At 42.4% G+C, this 19,126-nt stretch carries 13 protein-coding genes and 1 pseudogene; 6 read left to right on the top strand and 8 right to left on the bottom strand.

Annotated elements, in window-relative coordinates:
• Together PL11201_RS27565 and urtA are read right to left on the bottom strand one after the other, a co-directional pair.
• On the bottom strand, positions 1 to 230 hold a 230-nt coding region (locus tag PL11201_RS27565), incomplete at its 3' end, for a helix-turn-helix domain-containing protein (RefSeq protein WP_144017865.1).
• Positions 231 to 488: 258 nt separating this feature from the next.
• Entirely contained in the window at positions 489 to 1,823 is a 1,335-nt protein-coding gene (urtA, locus tag PL11201_RS22345) for an urea ABC transporter substrate-binding protein (protein ID WP_200816867.1), read from the bottom strand.
• Positions 1,824 to 2,200: 377 nt separating this feature from the next.
• On the opposite strand from urtA, the gene leuS reads away from it, so the two are divergent.
• Together leuS and PL11201_RS22355 are read left to right on the top strand one after the other, a co-directional pair.
• Positions 2,201 to 4,768 (top strand): leucine--tRNA ligase, encoded by a 2,568-nt coding sequence (leuS, locus tag PL11201_RS22350; protein ID WP_079681588.1) that lies wholly within the window; start codon positions 2,201 to 2,203, stop codon positions 4,766 to 4,768.
• Between the two features lie 309 nt (positions 4,769 to 5,077).
• Positions 5,078 to 6,091, top strand: coding sequence for a tetratricopeptide repeat protein (locus PL11201_RS22355; protein WP_079681072.1), 1,014 nt, complete (start codon positions 5,078 to 5,080; stop codon positions 6,089 to 6,091).
• A 29-nt stretch (positions 6,092 to 6,120) separates the two neighbouring features.
• Here PL11201_RS22355 and PL11201_RS22360 read toward each other — a convergent pair whose 3' ends face one another.
• Positions 6,121 to 6,921 carry a sulfite exporter TauE/SafE family protein gene (locus PL11201_RS22360; RefSeq protein ID WP_200816848.1) on the bottom strand — a complete coding sequence of 267 codons (801 nt, stop codon included), beginning with the start codon at positions 6,919 to 6,921 and terminating at the stop codon, positions 6,121 to 6,123.
• A gap of 292 nt (positions 6,922 to 7,213) precedes the next feature.
• On the opposite strand from PL11201_RS22360, the gene petH reads away from it, so the two are divergent.
• Both petH and PL11201_RS22370 read left to right on the top strand, forming a co-directional pair.
• Positions 7,214 to 8,416 (top strand): ferredoxin--NADP reductase, encoded by a 1,203-nt coding sequence (gene petH / locus PL11201_RS22365; protein ID WP_079681073.1) that lies wholly within the window; start codon positions 7,214 to 7,216, stop codon positions 8,414 to 8,416.
• 131 nt (positions 8,417 to 8,547) lie between these two features.
• On the top strand, positions 8,548 to 9,507 hold the full coding sequence (locus PL11201_RS22370; RefSeq protein WP_079681074.1) for a GDSL-type esterase/lipase family protein: 960 nt from the start codon (positions 8,548 to 8,550) through the stop codon (positions 9,505 to 9,507).
• Positions 9,508 to 9,545: 38 nt separating this feature from the next.
• On the opposite strand, the gene PL11201_RS22375 is transcribed toward PL11201_RS22370, so the two are convergent.
• Positions 9,546 to 9,731: a hypothetical protein gene (locus tag PL11201_RS22375; protein WP_079681075.1), complete on the bottom strand. Its 186-nt coding sequence runs from the start codon at positions 9,729 to 9,731 to the stop codon at positions 9,546 to 9,548.
• Positions 9,732 to 10,146: 415 nt separating this feature from the next.
• On the opposite strand from PL11201_RS22375, the gene PL11201_RS22380 reads away from it, so the two are divergent.
• Positions 10,147 to 14,505, top strand: a complete 4,359-nt coding sequence (locus tag PL11201_RS22380) for a Calx-beta domain-containing protein (protein ID WP_079681076.1) — start codon at positions 10,147 to 10,149, stop codon at positions 14,503 to 14,505.
• Positions 14,506 to 14,599: 94 nt separating this feature from the next.
• Here PL11201_RS22380 and PL11201_RS22385 read toward each other — a convergent pair whose 3' ends face one another.
• The 3 genes from PL11201_RS22385 to PL11201_RS22395 all read right to left on the bottom strand — a co-directional run bounded on the left by PL11201_RS22385 (position 14,600) and on the right by PL11201_RS22395 (position 18,057).
• Positions 14,600 to 16,750 carry a polyribonucleotide nucleotidyltransferase gene (locus tag PL11201_RS22385; protein WP_079681077.1) on the bottom strand — a complete coding sequence of 717 codons (2,151 nt, stop codon included), beginning with the start codon at positions 16,748 to 16,750 and terminating at the stop codon, positions 14,600 to 14,602.
• A gap of 603 nt (positions 16,751 to 17,353) precedes the next feature.
• Positions 17,354 to 17,737, bottom strand: a complete 384-nt coding sequence (locus PL11201_RS22390; RefSeq protein ID WP_079681078.1) for an aspartyl protease — start codon at positions 17,735 to 17,737, stop codon at positions 17,354 to 17,356.
• The gene (locus PL11201_RS22395) at positions 17,734 to 18,057 is read right to left on the bottom strand and encodes a hypothetical protein (protein WP_079681079.1); all 324 of its coding nucleotides are present in this window, start codon (positions 18,055 to 18,057) and stop codon (positions 17,734 to 17,736) included. The genes PL11201_RS22390 and PL11201_RS22395 overlap by 4 nt, the downstream gene beginning before the upstream one ends.
• A 348-nt stretch (positions 18,058 to 18,405) precedes the next feature.
• Here PL11201_RS22395 and PL11201_RS26925 point away from each other — a divergent pair, with 348 nt between their 5' ends.
• Entirely contained in the window at positions 18,406 to 18,738 is a 333-nt protein-coding gene (locus PL11201_RS26925) for a CopG family ribbon-helix-helix protein (protein ID WP_200816849.1), read from the top strand.
• A 44-nt stretch (positions 18,739 to 18,782) separates the two neighbouring features.
• Here the strand turns inward: PL11201_RS26925 and PL11201_RS27570 are convergent.
• A pseudogene (locus PL11201_RS27570) lies at positions 18,783 to 19,094 on the bottom strand (type II toxin-antitoxin system VapC family toxin); the annotation flags it as partial.
• Positions 19,095 to 19,126 lie beyond the last annotated feature (32 nt).

Genomic DNA, 19,126 nt, shown 5'->3' on the forward strand with positions numbered 1-19,126 from the left:
CCTTTTTCATTATATAGACCGACAAATCCACTTTTTTCCCATCGAGTCACCCAATTATATAGAGTTCTTCGGCTGATTCTAAATATTGTTATTAGTTGCTCGGGAGAAAACCCCTGATAAATCAGGATTATACATTGGGCTCTATTTCTTACTTGAGGAAATTGGCTTGAGCAACTTATTCTGTTTAAAAGTTTGAACATTTCGAGATTCATTTCTTTCAGTAATATCATGGATTTTCGAGATTTAGAGTGTTTTTTTAGTATAAATCATTATTTTCTAGTTATGTAATTAATTTTGTTTACTTACTTATCAGAAATATAGTTCTTAATCTTCTCAGAATTAACGGCTATCATTCTCCGACAATAACTCAAAGAATGATAGCCGAAAATATCAATTATCTTTGGCTTTTTTGCACCTAATTTCTGGCAAATGAAAAAGCCCCGGTTTTTTTTTAGGGGGGATCTAAATCCGGGGTTAAAGTTGATTAATTATGTCGCTTCCATTTTGTATTTTTCCCCTTTCTTGGGATCAGTCCAGTCACAACCAAAGCCCTTGGTCGCCGGAACAAATTGGTTCCAGGGAATCGGATCAACTGGGCCTTCCGTTGCCCAAACAATATTAAATAATCCATCATCCCGTACCTGTCCCATCCGCACGGTTTTAGAAATATGATGGTTGGGGAACATCGTCACTTTGCCCTCAGGAGCATCGAAACTTTGACCGATAGCTGCCAATCTAACCTTCTCTAAATCATCAGCAGTTCCGGCTTTTTCTACGGCCTGTTTCCACAAATAGACCATCAAATAAGCGGCTTCCATCGGGTCATTTGTTACCCGGTCTGGCCCATATTCAGCTTTAAACGCTTCGACCCATTTCTTATTAGTGGGAGTGTCAACGGTTTGGAAATAGTTCCAAGCGGCATAGTGACCCAAAAGGAAGTCCTTCCCAATTTGTCGGACTTCTTCTTCCCCAATACTGACCGACATCACCGGATATTTTTCCGGGGTCATTCCCGCCCCCTGTAACTGTTTGAAGAAGGCTACATTACTATCTCCATTCAAACTATTAAAAATCACACCGCCATTGGGTAATGCCTGTTTAATTTTAGTAATAATTGGGGTAACTTCCGTATTCCCTAGAGGTAAATAATCTTCCCCTACGGTTGTGCCACCAATAGCTATTAACTGTTCCTTAATAATATTGTTAGCCGTGCGGGGAAAAACATAGTCGGAGCCTACTAAGAAAAATTCCTTACCTTTATTATCAAATAACCATTGTACGGCGGGTTCAATTTGTTGATTCGGGGCGGCTCCGGTATAAAAAATGTTTTTAGAACATTCTTGACCTTCGTATTGAACCGGATACCATAACATATGATTTCTCGATTCAAATACATCTTTTACCGCCTTCCGACTGGCAGATGTCCAGCAACCAAAAACAGTAACGACTTTATCTTGGTCGATTAATTTTTGAGCTTTTTCGGCAAAAGTCGGCCAATCAGAAGCACCATCTTCAACGATGGCTTCAATTTGTTTACCAAGTACCCCACCATTGGCGTTAATTTCTTTAATTGCCAACTTTTCGGCTTCCACAACGGTGGTTTCACTAATTGCCATCGTTCCACTTAAGGAGTGAAGAATTCCCACCTTAATGGTATCGCCGCCACCGCTGGGGGTTGCGGTTGGGGTTGCGGTTGAGGTTGGGGTTGAACTCGTGGTATTATTGTTAGCAGAGTTAGCACACCCTTTCAGGAACAGGGTACTCCCAAAGGCTGCCGAACCATAAACTAAGAATTTGCGTCTACCGAAATTTTTTTTCACGATGACTATTTAGGAATTTAACTTAATAAAGTTGCTCGAAGAATAGGTGATTTTCTTGACCCTATCTGCCATCTTAGAATCAGTTTAATTCATGGATTACGCAGTAGATAAAAACACTTAAAAATTAATAATTGACTGCGACTCAGTGAAGATAGGGTGGGGCAATTTCCTATTCAGGCTTCGTATACTAGAGGAATTCCATGGGTCGAATTGTAATCTACAATACAAAATATTGATTATTGGCATAAAGACATACCCCTAACCCAGAAGAAATTAAACAGTGAAATGGAACTGGGAAACCCTTAGCTTAGGTTTGTAACCTCACCAATATGTAAAAATAATAAACAAATAAGAAAACGTATCCGGCACGAAGTATGGCTGTGGAGTCTCGATATAATCCTGCATCCCTTGAACAAAAGTGGCAACAAACCTGGGCACAACAGGGGTTGTACAAAACCCCGACCGATAAAAACCGGCCCAAATTTTACGCGCTATCCATGTTCCCCTATCCGTCGGGGAGTTTACACATGGGTCACGTTCGCAATTATACCATTACTGACGTGATCGCCCGACACAAACGGATGCAAGGCTATCGTGTCTTACATCCCATGGGGTGGGACGCCTTTGGACTACCCGCCGAAAATGCCGCCATTGACCGAGGAATTCCTCCGGCGGAATGGACGTATCAAAATATTGCCCAAATGCGGGAACAACTGCAAAAGTTGGGGTTCTCCATTGATTGGGAAAAGGAGGTCACCACCTGTTCCCCGGAATATTACCGTTGGACACAATGGCTATTCTTACAATTCTATAAGTGTGGACTCGCCTATCAAAAAGAAGCGGCGGTTAATTGGGATCCAATTGATCAAACGGTGCTGGCTAATGAACAAGTCGATAATGAGGGAAGATCTTGGCGGTCTGGGGCTATTGTTGAGCAGAAATTATTGCGGCAATGGTTCTTAAAAATTACCGACTATGCTAACGAATTACTCAACGATTTAGAGCATTTAAACGGCTGGCCGGAACGGGTTAAATTAATGCAAGCTAACTGGATCGGACAATCCATTGGGGCGCAGTTAGAATTTCCGATCATTGGGTTAGATGAAAATATCCCAGTTTTTACCACCCGTCCCGATACGGTTTATGGGGTTTCCTATGTGGTATTAGCCCCGGAACATCCCTTAGTTGCTCAGGTAACAACTCCCGAACAAAAAGCCGCCGTAGAAGCATTTATTCAGGAAGTTAAAAACGAAAGCCAAACCGATCGCACTTCTGAAGATAAACCAAAACGGGGCGTTCCTACCGGGGGAAAAGTCCTTAATCCTTTTAATGAGGAAGAAATTCCGATTTGGATTGCGGATTATGTTTTATATGGATATGGAACAGGCGCGGTCATGGGAGTTCCAGCCCATGATGTTCGGGATTTTCAATTTGCCACTCAATATGATTTACCCATCAAACAGGTGATTGTTCCTGATGATGCAGATAATGATAATGAGGAAAATGATCAAATCACAACTGCCTATACGGGGACAGGAATTTTAGTCGAATCCTGTAATTTTAGTGGGGAACATTCCGAACACGCCAAACAAGCGATTATTGACTATGCTGAAGATGAAGGATATGGCAAAGGAATTATTCAATATCGGTTAAGAGATTGGTTGATTTCCCGTCAACGCTATTGGGGAACTCCGATCCCGATTATTCATTGTCCGAATTGTGGGGCGGTGGCAGTTCCCGATCAGGATTTACCCGTAAAATTGCCGGAAAATGTTAAATTTAGTGGTCGAGGTTTATCGCCTTTAGCCCAATTAGAAGACTGGATTAATGTGCCCTGTCCGAGTTGTGGAACTCCGGCTAAACGGGAAACCGATACCATGGATACGTTTATTGATTCTTCTTGGTATTATCTGCGTTATCCCGATGCCAAAAATGATCAACAAGTATTCAATCCAGCCATTACTAATGATTGGATGTCAGTAGATCAATATGTGGGTGGTATTGAACACGCCATTTTGCATTTGTTGTATTCTCGATTCTTTACTAAAGTGGTGCGCGATCGCGGATTATTACATTGTAAAGAGCCCTTTGAAAAGTTATTAACTCAAGGAATGGTGCAGGGAATTACCTATAAAAACCGCACCACTGGAAAGTATTTTTCCGCCTCCCAAGTTAGTCCGAGTAATCCCCAAGATCCGACCACGGGAGAAAAGTTAGAAGTCTTTTATGAGAAGATGTCTAAATCTAAATATAATGGGGTTGATCCATTAGAAGTAATGGGCAAATATGGGGCTGATACCGCCCGAATGTTTATTCTATTTAAAGCCCCTCCTGAGAAGGATTTAGAATGGGATGATGCCGATGTTGAGGGACAATTTCGCTTCTTGAATCGGGTTTGGAGAATTGTTACCGAATTTGCTGAAATTGCCACTTCTAAACCCAAGAATCGAGAATTAAGTAAAGTTGAAAAAGACTTAAAACGGGCGATTCATACGGCTATTAAAGAAGTCAGCGAGGATTTAAACGGAGACTATCAATTTAATACGGCCGTATCTGAATTGATGAAACTCAGTAATGCTTTATCAGAAGCAAAGTGTAAAGAATCTCCGATTTATTCTGAAGGCATTGAAACCCTGTTGAAATTATTAGCCCCCTTTGCCCCCCATATCGCGGAGGAATTATGGCAATTGATTGGAAAAACGGGTTCAATTCATACTCAAATATGGCCTGAGCATGAGCCAGAAGCCTTAGTGGTGGATGAAATTACCTTAGTGATTCAAATTAATGGAAAAACCCGTGGGACGCTGCAAGTTCCAGCGACCGCCGATCACCAAACTTTAGAAGAATATGCCCGAAATTCTGAAGTGAGTCAACGTCATATTGGGGACAAAACTATTAAAAAAGTGATTGTTGTCCCGGGAAAATTAGTCAATTTTGTAGTCGTTTAACCCAGCACGGTTAAAATACTTTAAGATTCCTCCAAACTTTTCCGGTTTGGGGGTTTTTTATGCAGAATAAATAAATTAGGGATTAGGTTGGGGATATCAGATGATTGTAAATTTTTTGTCCAGACTCCAGACTTTTGAATTCTAAATTTGATATCATGGACAATGGGGAAGTGTAAAGGAATTTTTGCCCAGACTGAGAAGATCAAGCTCAAAGCATAATCCTAGATTTCAGTAGGGTTCGCCTGTTTTTAATCAAATTTAATATTTCTATAAAAATCAACTGAGTTTAATTTACCAAAAGGGAGTTCCATGTTTAATAATAGTAAAAGATTTTATGAACAAGGTTTAACAAAAGCACGCCTAGGCAATTATCAGGGTGCTTTGAAGGATTTTGATCAAGTGATTCAATTAAACCCTAATTATGCCAATGCTTATAATAATAGGGGTCTAGTTTATTATTATTTGAAAGACTATCAAAAAGCGGTGAGTGATTTAACAAAAGCCTTACAAATCGAACCTAAGTTACCCGATGCTTATGTGAATCGAGGCAATGCTTGGAGACATTTGGGCAAATATGAAAAAGCCATTCAAGATTTTAAAATCGCCCTAAGTTTTAATCCCAAAAGTGATGCGGTTTATAATAATTTGGGATTAGCGATCGCCCAATCAGGACAGTATCAAGATGCAATTGATAATTACAATCAAGCTCTATCCCTCAATCCTGAGAATCATAAAACCTATTATAATCGCGGTCGAGCTTTTTATTTATTAGGGATCAAAGAAAAGGCTTTAGATGATTTTAATAAAACCACTGAATTAGAATTGAATTATATTAAAGCCTATATTAATCGGGGATTATGTCATTATCAATTAGGCAATCATGATCGCGCCATTCGAGATTATAACCGAGCATTACAAATTGATCCTTATAATGTCTATGCCTATTATAATCGAGGCTGTGTTCATCACAACTTAAAACAATATCAAGCCGCAATTGATGATTTTGATCAAGTTCTAAATATTGATCCCAACTTTATTAAAGCCTATTTAAACCGGGGGCTATCTCGTTATAAGCTAGGAGATGAATCGGGAGCCAATAAAGACTTTTATCATGTGATGTGCGTTAATTCAGATACCTATATTCATTATCAAGCACAACGGGGGATTTCCGATCCGAGTCCCTATGCTAAAAACTCTCCTAAAGTTGATATGCAACACGGCGGAGAATATTTTTATACTACCTTTCTGAATGGATTGTGGGATGCAGAAGACCTGGAACAAAGGGAATCAACTATCTGTGAAGCTGAATTTATCAATGAATAAAAACTTGTCGGCTAATTCAGTCTCTGGGTTTAAGTGAATAACATATTTAAACTAATGAACAATAAAAATAAAGCAAAACCCGTCCGTAATTTTTCTCCTGAAATAATATGGGAAAGTGCTGTTCCCCAAAAAGCGCCTAAGATTGCAAACGGAGCGATTAATAATAAAGCTGGCCAGTAAATATATCCAATAAACCCAGGAAGAAAAGAATCGCCATGGGAAGATAGCAAAAAAGCCAAAGTTCCTAAAATAGAAATCGGTAAACTAAAGGAGGAAGATGTCCCCACCACTTCATACATGGGTAATCCGCAATAAATTAAAAAAGGCACACTAATTGCACCGCCTCCTACTCCGAGAAGACCCGACTTAAAACCGATTCCTAACCCGACGGCGTTGATTATAGCTAATCCAGGTAAGGAATCTGATTGTACTCGAGGTTTAAAATCTAGCAATAATTTAACAGAAATCAATAATAAAAATAATCCGAAAATTATTTTCAGTAAAGCACTAGATAAAGTATGATCTAATAAAGCACCGAATAAAACCCCTAATAGAATCCCAGGAATAATTTTCCAAAAAACTCCCCATTGCACATCCCCTTGAGAATGGTGCGCCACAATCGAAGAAGTCGCCGTAAAAGTCATTACACTCATGGAAGTGGCGATCGCACTGTGCATCACCAGATCGGTTGGAAACCCCATTAAATTAAAAATATAAAATAACCCCGGGACAACTAACATTCCCCCACCAATCCCGAGTAATCCGGCCGTTGTTCCCGCGGCTAGTCCCAATGTGGCTAATAACACCCAAGGCAAAATCCCCATGACCATCAAAAAATATCCAGTTTAAAGCAATAGGTCAATTGTATTGTGTCACAAATGTTTATAGTGCACTTCCCCCAAGCTGATCTTCTGTGTAACTAATTCCGATTAGTCGATGAACACTAAGCTGTAAAATAGTGCAAAGTGCAAATTGACAACAGTAACGGCCCTCAAGCCAGTGTGAGAGGGAAAAGTAATATTTGACTGTTTCCGTCCATCGCACGTCAAAAAAACCAGCAAGTGATGTATTCGTCACATTTTGTTAGTTAAGAGCTTAGGCATTATAAGGGAGAACAAACGAATGTATCGTCCAAGTGGAAATGGTGTTGTAACCAAGACAGGGGCTAACGGCCGCGTCTTTATCTTTGAAGTGGAGGGACTCCGACAAGGGGAAAATACAGACAAACTCAACTTCCCGATTCGTCGCAGTGGTGTGGTTTATGTCACTGTCCCCTACGAACGCATGAATCAAGAAATGCGTCGGATTGCTCGGTCGGGGGGGAAAATTGTTAGTATTCGCCCCGCCGGTGAACCTCTACCCGAAACGTCCGTAGCGACTGTCAGTCAACACCAGAGCCAACCATCTGAAGAAAACAGCCAGCCCATAACTGAAGCCAAGGCCAAAACGGAAATTCCCGTTAATACCTACCGTCCGAACAATCCCTATATCGGGAAATGTATTGAGAACTATGAACTCGTGGGTGAAGGCGGTTCGGGTACTGTCCGTCACCTCACCTTTGACCTCTCTGGTGGCGACTTACGCTATGTTGAAGGTCAAAGTATTGGGATTATTCCCCCTGGAACAGATAAAAAAGGCAAATCCCATAAATTAAGGCTGTATTCCATTGCCTCTACTCGTCATGGGGATAAACTGGATGATAAAACCGTTTCCCTCTGTGTTCGTCAACTGGAATACAAACATCCTGAAACTGGAGAAACCGTCTATGGTGTTTGTTCCACCCATCTATGCAATTTAGAAGTCGGGGCGGATGTGGCCATCACCGGGCCGGTGGGTAAGGAAATGTTATTACCCGATGATGAAGAAGCTACGGTGGTGATGATGGCAACGGGTACGGGTATTGCGCCGTTCCGAGCCTTCCTGTGGCGGATGTTTAAAGAACAACATGAAGACTACAAATTCAAGGGTTTAGCTTGGCTATTCTTTGGAATTCCTTACACTGCCAATATTCTGTATAAAGAAGAATTGGAACAGTTACAACGGGAATTTCCTGATAACTTCCGCTTGACCTATGCCATCAGTCGTGAGCAACAAAATCCCGAAGGTGGCAAAATGTATATTCAAGATCGGATTAAAGAAAACGCCGATGAACTATGGCAATTAGTTCAGAAAGATAATACCCATACCTATATTTGTGGTCTCAAAGGTATGGAAGGTGGAATTGACGAAGGTATGACCTCGGCTGCGGGTAAATTTGATGTTAACTGGAATGACTACCAGAAAACACTCAAAAAAGCACATCGTTGGCACGTTGAAACCTACTAAATCAGTTATCAGTAAACAGTTACCAGTTATCAGTGTAAGAATTTAAGAGGATGATGCCGATTAACACAGATGAAAATCCGTGAAATCCGCGAAATCCTCTTAAATCCGTGATCCCCGTTTCCCATGATTTTATGCTCCCAAAAACTGGCATTGAAATGTACCAACAAAGGCTTTTTGCCCTGCATAAAAGTCAAATTTACACCCATTCAGACTATGAAATTGACCAGCCAAATTATCAAGATTGGCTGGATATATTAAAGCAAGAATCCGATTTAATTAAAGATAAAATTGCCAAAAAATCTGATTCATCTCGTCTGAATATTTTATTAGGAGATTCCCTAAGTATGTGGTTTCCTAATAGTTTATTACCATCGGGAACATTCTGGTTAAATCAAGGGATTTCAGGAGATACAACCAGTGGAATTTTAAAACGTCTGGATATTTTTGCCAAGAATAATCCTAATAATATTTATATTTTAGCTGGAATTAATGATTTAAAAAGACAAGTTCCCGTTGCAGAGATATTAGAAAACCATCAGAAAATACTCGATTATTTACAATACAATTATCCTGATACCCGTATTTTAGTTCAATCTATTTTTCCGACTCAATTACCAACAGAAACCCTAACTTTTTCGATTCCAAATTCTTTAATTAAACAACTAAATCAAAACTTAGCCCAACAAGTTAACGACAGGGGAAGCATCTATTTGGACTTTCATCAACGATTTACTAATACCCAGGGAAATCTCCGATCTGAATTAACAACCGACGGTTTACACCTGAGTCCAGAAGGTTACAAAGTTTGGCAATTTGCCCTGAAACAAACGGAATCTCGCCTATCTAAAAACCGAGATCATAACTATCAAAAATGGTTACAAAAATCATCAGAACTTCCCTTAGATGGACAATCCTATAGTTGGGTTTCCTATCAGGTTAAACCTGGAGATACCCTAGAAAAAATCACCCTAAAAGCATTAGGACGAGAGGATTTCGATTATTGCGATTTAATCGCTATCCGAAATAACCTGACATCAGATTTTCTCCTGATCGATGATCGGATCGAAATCCCGCAATTAATCCAAAAATAGCAGGGTTGCGGGTTTTTAGGGTGGATAGCCAAACTGAACTAGAGAGTTTGGCGAGAAACGAATTTTTCCAGGTCTGCCTGAGTTTGTTGTAGCATTTGCTCACGAGAATCACGAGCTATCGTCAGGTTGGGAACTAAATTACGAGCTTGTAACGTCATGTGCAGTTGTAAATCTGCCACATAAGCACTTACGCCTTGATGATCAGAAGCTGTTGAGTATCCCATCTCTAACTTCACAGGTTTTTCTCCCCTTACGCTTAACTGTGTTTTTTGGTCACTGGGTAGAAGGTATCACGTCCGTTGCCAAACTGTATGATCCCGCAACGAAGTTTAACGGTTTTGGGGATAATCTTTACAGTTTGTTACAGATCGAGGAAGATGGGAGGCAACTAAACGACTGACCGCTAATTATTGCAATATTGAGATTTGTTAACAAACAGGAGACTTATGGGTAAGCTTTGTGGTGTTAACAAAATTTATATTAGAGGGAAACATTCCAGTACAGGACTAACCAACCTGGGGACACTCCAGACAAAAGATAGGGGTTAATTTGCGTTATGTATCATGGGATACAGAAAAAACGACATTTAACCCAACTCAAACTTAAAATCAATTACTCACTTAAATTAGATTCCTGGATATGACACAAATTATTGGCACTGCGAGCGATGATTTTTTAACCGGGACACCCGAACCCGATGAAATCCTAGGATTTTTAGGAAATGATACCTTACAAGGATTAGACAAAAACGATACCCTGAATGGAGGTCAGGATCAGGATTTGCTGTCTGGGGGTAATGGCAATGATCTGATGTTTGGGGATCTGGGAAATGATACCCTCGAAGGAGAAGCAGGGAATGATATTGCCTATGGCAATAGTGGGGACGATCAACTCAATGGCGGTGAAGGTGACGACCTCCTTTATGGTGGACAGGGGAATGATACCCTATTTAACAGTAGTGGAAATGATCAGCTATTTGGAGATAGAGGAAACGACCTTCTCTATAGCGGAAGCGGGAAAAATGAACTCACCGGTGGAGGGGGTTCCGATGTATTTGTGATTGGTCGAGAACTCATTGATAGTGAAATTGATATCATTACCGATTTTAGAATTGGAGTCGATTTACTTGGATTAACCAAGGAATTAAAATTTGCTGATTTGCGGTTTGTTCAAGTGGGAAATGATACCGTAATTGAAGATAAGGTCAGCAATCAACAACTGATATTGTTAACCGAAACCCAAGCTACAACCCTGAATAATCAGGCCAACTTCACCCAGTCGATCGAAAGCCTTACGCCCATTATTGAGTTTACCAATAATGATTCCTTGGTAGTCAAAGAAGGCGAAACACCGGCCCTATTTGTCAACGTTCGGCGGGCGGGCTCCCCGTTTAATACGGTGAGTGCAAAACTAGAATTGCAACTAGACACCGCCACTGGTAGTGACGTTAACCTAGAACCCGTAGAAATCGTTTTTAAACCTTACGAAACTTTTAAAATCGTTCCTATTCCTTTAACCGTTATTGATGATCGAGAAACCGAACCGAATGAAAGCTTTAAGTTAATTTTAGCCAATCCCACCGGAGGAGCTACCCTAGGACAATCCCAGGAAATTGTTGTCACCCTACAAGACAATGATAGTAGTTCCCCAGGAACTGTCCCTCCCACCAACTCAACGCCACCGATCGTTTTTCCCATCGGGCCCTTTCCCTCCGCGATTAGTCTGTCAGTTGCTCCCTCTACTATCCTCGAAAACAGCGAAGAAAACTTTGTTTATACCTTTACACGGGCGGGAGGTTCCTTAGACCTACCAATTAACGTTAACTTCACCGTGGGAGGAACGGCGAAACTAGGGGAAAACTATACCGTTATTGACAACCAAACCTTTACGAGTACCGGAGGTAGCATTTCCTTCCCGGCAAATGGTACCATCGCCACCCTAAAACTCGCTCCCATCAATAATGATAAATTTGAAGAAGACCCCCTAACTATCGATATCACCTTAAAAGAATCCGGCTTTTTATACACCGCTAATCCACAACAATCCACCGCCATAGCTAGTATCGGGAGCGAAGATCTTCCGCCCAGACCCCCGGTTTATAACTTTAGTCAGCCGGAATTTCCCATCTTTGAGGGTGATCCTGGCTTTCCTCAGCAAGCCACTATTACGGTTAATCGTACTTTTGATACCAGTCAGCAATCGAGTGTGAGAGTTTTGCTTACCCCGGCTGGACAGAATGGCGGAACACCTGGGGTTGATGTCGAACCCACGGAAATCGTCCTACAATTTGCCCCTGGTCAGACTGAGAATACCTTCCAAATCCCGATCATTGGTGATAACGAAATTGAACCTTCAGAAACAATTATCCTATCCTTTGCACCAGACGGTTTTCTCCCCACGGGACAAGCGGGAACCCTTAATCCCACAACCAACTTAATTATTAATGACGACGATGGCCCCACTACCTATGATTTCAAAGAACCCCTATTCAAAACCCTTGAAGGTAACTCCAGTAATATTACCCAACTGGTAGAAATTGATCGTTCTGGGGATATTAATGTTAACTCCTCTGTGGAAGTTAATATTACCGGAGTCAATGCTATCCCCAATGTAGATTTTGTTCCCGGGCCAATCACCGTCAACTTCACCCCGGGACAAATCGCTCAAACTGTCCCGATTACCATTATCGGCAACCTCACACCCAATCAAAACAGAACCCTGAATCTCTCCCTCAATCCCCCCCTAGGAGCTTTGGTGGGGAACCAGCATCCCACCGCAGAGTTACTGGTGGTTGACGATGATAATGTTCCGACCTACGACTTCACCACTAATACTTATCGAGTTCGGGAAGGGAATAGTGATATTACCTACAGTGAAATTACTATTGTTCGCTCAGGAAAGGTTGATATTGACTCCTCGGTGACGGTGGACTTAAACCCCGCTGCCAAAAATGGAGCGACCCCAGGAGATGATTTTACCCCGAGTACCATCCCGGTGCAATTTGCACCTGGGGAAATTAGTAAAACGGTACCGGTTACGATTAAAGGGGATCAAACATCTGAGTCTACCGAAACCGTAATTCTGTCCTTTTCTAACTTCGATAACGATGGACAAACGGGAACCACAGTCCCGCAAGCGGCTCTGATCATTGATGATGATGATTCCCCACCTAGCTATAACTTTACCCAGAACAACTACAGCGTAGATGAAGGAGACACCACTAGCCTGTTTAATGAAGTTCAGGTGGTTCGCTCAGGAGATATTAGTCAAACCTCTAGTGTGGATGTGGTATTTACCAGTGAGACGGCGATCGCTAATACCGACTTTACACCAGGGCCCCAAAGAATTCAATTTGCTGTTAACCAAGACAAACAAATTGTCCCCCTGGGAATTATTGGGAACACCCGGGTGCAACCTGACCGTGACTTTCAACTCTCCTTTGCTAATTTTGACAAAAACGGACTCGCGGGAGACATTATCCCTACCAGTACCGTGACCATCAAAGATGACGACAAAGCCACTCTCAGTTTAACCACCGTAGAAGCAACGGCCACCGAACCTGTCACCACAAAAGTCCCCAATGAACTACCCAAAAACGGGATTTATCGGATTAGTCGCGCCCCGGACACCTTTGGGGATTTAACGATCAACCTCACCCTAAAACCCGATAAAATTAGCGCGGCGGACTATACTTTGACCACCTCGACGGGTCAAACCGTAGCGGTCAGTAACACCTCCACCGCTACGCTCACCCTTCCCAACAATCAATCCAGTATTGATATCATCCTGACTCCGATTGATGATGTCCCAGCCGAAGCCGATGAATCCCTCACCCTAGTCTTAGCGGACGGCAATTATAAGATTGCTCCCAAAGAAAATACCGCAAAGGTGACAATTCTGGCCAATGATACCGCCGTGACTCAACTGGGAGATACCACCAGCCAAGCCCCGGCAGACTATGCCACCCTAGTAGAAGGTTCCTTACGTCAGGCGATTCTTAACGCTGAATCTTTACCAGGGGAAGATAAGATTACCTTTGTTGACAAAGCCGCTGCTGGGGTGATTAATCTGGCTGGGGCTTTACCCGGGGTCGGTAGCGATGTGATTTTTGATGGGCCAGGGGCCAATAAGCTCACGATTCGTCGAGATACGGGCGGAGACTACAATATTTTCACCGTTAATGGCGGGAATGTCACCTTTGAAGGATTGAAACTGAGCAATGGTTTCCCCGCCGGGACGATACCCAATACAAGCAGTACGACCACAGGGAGTCGGGGCGGTGCGATTAATATTACTTCCTCTACCAGTAAGGTGAAGGTGATCGACAGTTGGCTCGATGCAAACCAGGCGAATAATGGGGGGGCGATCGCCAACTCTGGCCAACTCACGGTTCAAAATAGTACCATCAGCAATAACATAGGTAGCAACGGTGGTGGAATTATTGTGATTGATGGTCAAGTCCAAGTTATTAATAGCACGATTGCTAACAACAAAGGCAACATCGGTGGTGGCGTGTTTAACTCTGTTGCGGACTTGACGATTACCAATAGTACGATTGCCTTCAATAATGCGACCGGAAACAGTGGCGGGGTCAGAAATATTGGCGGTGTAGCCAACCTGAAAAACACAATTATCGCCAGTAACACCTCCCCCCTTGACCCCGACGTGGGAGCATCCATAGAATTTGCCTTTAAGAGTGGTGGCAATAATATAATTGGAGACGGAACTGGAGGACAGGGTTTAGTCAATGGAGTGAACAATGATCAAGTTGGTAGCAGTACCACCCCGATTGATCCTTTACTCAGTCCCTTACAAAATAACGGTGGTGGCACGCCTACCTTGGCTCTAGCTAGTACCAGTCTTGCCATTAACAAGGGAAGTAATAGCTTTATTGCCCCATATACAGACCCGGGACAATTTGATCAACGGGGGGCAGGCTTTAACCGAATTATTAATAACATTATTGATATCGGAGCCTTTGAGTCTCAACTGTTCTAATTACGAATTACGAATTACGAATGAGTGGGGCGGGTTTAGAAAGGTTATCTGTGAGTATCAGAAATTTGTAAAGAACCCGCCCCTACAGTCTGATCTATTTCGTTGCCGCAGTCCGGGCAGCCGCAGCTTCATCGGGGTGAATATTCAGACGGGTAAGATTAATCCGACCCTTACTGTCAATTTCCCGAACTTTGACAATCACTTCATCCCCGACCGAGACTTCATCCTCCACCCGAGGAACCCGGTAATCTGCCAACTGGGAAATATGAATCATTCCCTCTTTACCGGGGAGTAATTCCACAAAAGCCCCAATTGGAATAATCCGAGTAATTCGGCCCACATACACATCCCCAGCATTCAGTTTGCGGGTCATTCCCTGAATGATTTGATAGGCGCGGGCGGCATTTTCGCTATCGGTGGAAGCAATTGTGACCGTACCATCATCATCAATATCAATCTTGACTCCGGTTTCTTCCGTAATCCCCTTAATGGTTTTCCCACCAGGCCCAATTACCAAACCAATCAAATCGGGATCAATTTTCAAGGTTAATAACCGAGGGGCGTAGGGCGATAAATCCGAACGAGGTTTGCCAATTACCTCTAACATTTTTTCCAGGATATGCAGTCGGGCAGGTTTTGCCTGATAAATGGCATCCGCCACCGTCTTCATCGGCAACCCGGTGATTTTCATATCCATTTGTAGGGCAGTGACTCCGGTATCTGTCCCCGCCACCTTGAAATCCATATCTCCTAAAAAGTCCTCGATTCCTTGGATATCGGTGAGAATCCGAACTTCTTCCCCTTCTTTAATTAATCCCATCGCCGCCCCACTCACGGGTTTAGAAATGGGAACCCCGGCATCCATCAAGGCCAAAGTTGATCCACAGACCGAACCCATGGACGTTGAACCATTAGAAGATAAGACCTCTGAAACCACCCGAATTACATAGGGAAACTGATCCTTAGAAGGTAATACCGGAACTAAGGCCCGTTCTGCTAAAGCTCCGTGACCAATTTCCCGACGTCCGGGCGATCGCATGGGTTTGGTTTCTCCAACCGAATAAGGCGGAAAATTGTAGTGGTGCATATAGCGTTTTTCTTCCTGGGGATGCAAGTCATCCAAATCCTGAGCATCTCCCGGCGTCCCCAAAGTGGCAATTGATAATACTTGAGTTAAACCGCGATTAAACAAACCACTGCCATGTACCCGTTTCGGCAAACAACTGACCTTACAGGATACCGGACGCACCTGATCCAAGCTGCGACCATCCACCCGCACACTATCTTGAACAATTTGCTGACGCATCAAGGTTTTGGTGATGTCCTTGAAAATCTGACTCACCAACTTAGAATCCTCTGCCACCGCCACCCGGATCGGATCATCTTCGGGCAGAGCTTCAATGGGAGCTACGACCTCACTTGCCTTGATTTTATCCAGGTTGGCATCCCGGGCGGTTTTATCCAGGTCATGTTGCTGGAGAACTTGTTTAACAGGGAGAGTCACGCGATCCCGAACAAACTGGATTAACCCTTGATTTCCCTCTGGGGGTTCCCCAGGTTTGACCTCAATTCCCAAGTCTCGCATTAATTCCTCTTGGGCCTTGATTAAATCACAAACCGCCTCATAACCAAAGTCGATCGCTTCGATAATATCCTGTTCCGGTAGTTGGTTCGCACCTGCTTCCACCATCACCACGCCATCGGGGGAACCCGCCACGACTAAATCCAAATCCCCATTTTTCACTTCCCGGTAAGTCGGGTTAATAATAAAGTCATCTCCGACTAAACCCACCCGTACCGCAGCCATCGGCCCAAAAAAGGGAATTCTTGCCAAAATTACTGCTACAGAAGCACCTGTCACCGCTAACACATCCGGTGGTACTTGTTCATCCATCGACAGGGTTGTGGCCACCACCTGAATATCATCCCGCAACCAATGAGGAATCAGAGGACGTAAGGGACGGTCAATTAAACGACTGGTTAAGGTAACGCGATCGGGTGGACGACCTTCCCGACGTAAGAATCCCCCTGGAATTCTTCCCCCCGCGTACAGTCGCTCCTCGTAGTCCACCAACAAGGGTAGAAAGTCCAATCCGGGTCTACCTTCGGCGCGAGTCGCAGTCACTAGAACTGATGTATCTCCCGACTCGATTAACACGGCTCCACCTGCCTGTGGCGCAAGTAAACCTATTTTGAGTCGAATATCCCTTCCATCAAACGATATCGACTTAATGATCTCTTCCATGTATTTTATCTTCCTTCTTCTTCCACTATTCTCTCTCTGTCGCCATCGTAACACGGTGATGAGCATGGGTAGGGAGTGTATAAACACTCGCCGTCAACCCTTCCTTATGAACAGTTAACAGTCTTCTAGCCACGATTTCACAAGCAACAGAGGGAGTTTTAAAGTTGGACTGAGGTTTCTGATCTTCAATCCCATCCGACCTCACCGATTGAGGTTGATTTTGACTGAATCCTTGTGTTTTAGAAACCTGAGTTCAGTTCTTCATTATAGTTGCTGACCATCTCAATCCTCTCTATATTGGGTCAACAAATGTAATCTTAACGGGACTGACCACCAAACTACCTATCCTCGATTATCGGGGTTGGGGCTAATTTTAACTCGTTAATACTGTAGGGGCGGGTTCTTAACAATTCTTTGATTCTAACCGATCACCTGACTAAACCCGCCCCCTTCTGAGGCTTTTTTTAACTTAGAATAATGGCATAATATTACTACCGAATTAGTGCCATGTCTATTTCTAAGATTTAGTATTCCCCGGATACCGGATTTATAGCAGTTATCAAGGTACTTATGACCCTTGATCAGCATAAGTTCGATAATCTTTCACATAGAATTTACCATATCTAATGTCAAAATACCCCTAGATTTATTGACAACTAACTCCATCATTTCTAGCCATTGAGAACCTATTAAAATTTCAGGCAGTTCATCGCCAACATGAACTGGGATAATAAATTCTTCTCCATCCAGAATTACTTTGCCTTCATAGATATTAAAAAACTCATCTCCCCGCGCTGTCTGCATCTCGACTTGGGGAGCAATTAAAGACCATTGTAAGGCTTGTAGGTCTTGAGAATTAATTGCCAGCCAACCTGTGGTAAAACCAGTGTCGAACAACACTTCTATTGGAAAGGATTCACCATGAGTTGCAATTAATTCAATTTCAAAGAATAACTGCCCATTTTCACCAAATGTACCTGCGATCATATCATGCCACAGGTTCCTCTTTCATTGAGACGAAATGCGGTCATTTTAATATTTTGTTCGCCATAAATCTCGCGTATTTTTTCAATTAACTTGGGTAATTGGGGTGCAATTAAATAATCTTCACTATCAGGTTCGATAGCAATGAAATAATTATAATATTCATCTATTAATTGGGGGCGTAGTCTTTCAAATATCGCTCGGCAACGCAGACCTAATTGAGTTCTTTCTGCTTTGCGTTTTGCTAATTCTTCGGGGGGGATAGTATTTTCTTTTAAGATTCTACCCCGTCTTACTTGTCGCTTCTCTGATAAGTTCGTCATGTTTTTAATAAAGTAAATTTTACTATGTTTTATTATAGCTAATAAATATTATTTTGTCAAGTTAGGGATGGGAGAGGTGCGATCGCTTGTACCTTGTTATTAAAGGGATGGAAAAAGGGCGATCGCGCTTTGAGATTGGGGGTAGGAGAGATGCGATCGCACTTTTGGTGATTTGGGATATGGGAAAATAGGACTAATGAGTTTCTAATTAATGATCAACCATCCTGTAGGGGCGGGTTCTCAACAATTCTTTGATTCTAACCGATCACCTGACTAAACCCGCCCCCTTCTGAGGCTTTTTTAACTTAGAATAATGGTATAATACCATTGATAACAACCGCACATACTATGAGCAAAGAAAACATGATGCTGACACTGGATAGCGAGAAAAAAGCAGCACTTTCGGCGATCGCAACTCTAATGGATCGGGATTTAAGCGACGTAGTGAATGAAGCTATCTCAAACTATCTGGAAATCAATCAAAAACTCCTGACAGAAAGCACAAAAAATCTGGAAAAATCAAAGGCTTGTGACTTGATTGATGAGGGAGAAAAAAAGAGACCTATTGATTTACAATCTCGCGGTATAAATCGACAACAAGCAGCCAATTTGTGTGCTAGACTGCAAAGTTTTACTGAAGATTGGAATTGTCCAGAAATGGATGTCTATGATGCCTTATAATCGCGGTGGATTGAGTTGAAAATACATAGTATGTCACCTAATTTTTAGAAAAACTTTACCATTGGATAGGAAAGAATAGCTTTATCTTCTGTCATAATGGTTAAATCATGCTCTAAAGATTGACAGAGTAAAACACGATCAAAGGGATCATTATGTAAGGCTGGTAATTTAGCTAATTGAGTAATCGTAGTTTCAGCAATAGATAAACTAGAAATTAAATGTTTTTCACGCTGTTGGGGAAGGTAAATTTTAGGAGATTCTGGTAATGGTAATTTTCCTAATTGATATTTAATTATTGCTTCCCAAACCGAAACTACACTGAGATAAATCTCGTTATCTTGATTACTGATAGCATCATAATATTGGTCTGCTAGTCATTTATTATTAG

The organism is Planktothrix sp. PCC 11201 (assembly GCF_900009135.1).
Taxonomy (GTDB): Bacteria; Cyanobacteriota; Cyanobacteriia; order Cyanobacteriales; family Microcoleaceae; genus Planktothrix.

What these genes read in the sequence shown, in the direction of transcription:
- PL11201_RS22385 (WP_079681077.1), bottom strand. Translation starts at nt 16,750, where the DNA reads ATGGAAGAGATCATTAAGTCGATATCGTTTGATGGAAGGGATATTCGA.
- PL11201_RS26925 (WP_200816849.1), top strand. Translation starts at nt 18,406, where the DNA reads ATGAGCAAAGAAAACATGATGCTGACACTGGATAGCGAGAAAAAAGCA.
- PL11201_RS22370 (WP_079681074.1), top strand. Translation starts at nt 8,548, where the DNA reads ATGCTCCCAAAAACTGGCATTGAAATGTACCAACAAAGGCTTTTTGCC.
- PL11201_RS22395 (WP_079681079.1), bottom strand. Translation starts at nt 18,057, where the DNA reads ATGACGAACTTATCAGAGAAGCGACAAGTAAGACGGGGTAGAATCTTA.
- petH (WP_079681073.1), top strand. Translation starts at nt 7,214, where the DNA reads ATGTATCGTCCAAGTGGAAATGGTGTTGTAACCAAGACAGGGGCTAAC.
- PL11201_RS22390 (WP_079681078.1), bottom strand. Translation starts at nt 17,737, where the DNA reads ATGATCGCAGGTACATTTGGTGAAAATGGGCAGTTATTCTTTGAAATT.
- PL11201_RS22375 (WP_079681075.1), bottom strand. Translation starts at nt 9,731, where the DNA reads ATGGGATACTCAACAGCTTCTGATCATCAAGGCGTAAGTGCTTATGTG.
- PL11201_RS22380 (WP_079681076.1), top strand. Translation starts at nt 10,147, where the DNA reads ATGACACAAATTATTGGCACTGCGAGCGATGATTTTTTAACCGGGACA.
- PL11201_RS22360 (WP_200816848.1), bottom strand. Translation starts at nt 6,921, where the DNA reads ATGGTCATGGGGATTTTGCCTTGGGTGTTATTAGCCACATTGGGACTA.
- PL11201_RS22355 (WP_079681072.1), top strand. Translation starts at nt 5,078, where the DNA reads ATGTTTAATAATAGTAAAAGATTTTATGAACAAGGTTTAACAAAAGCA.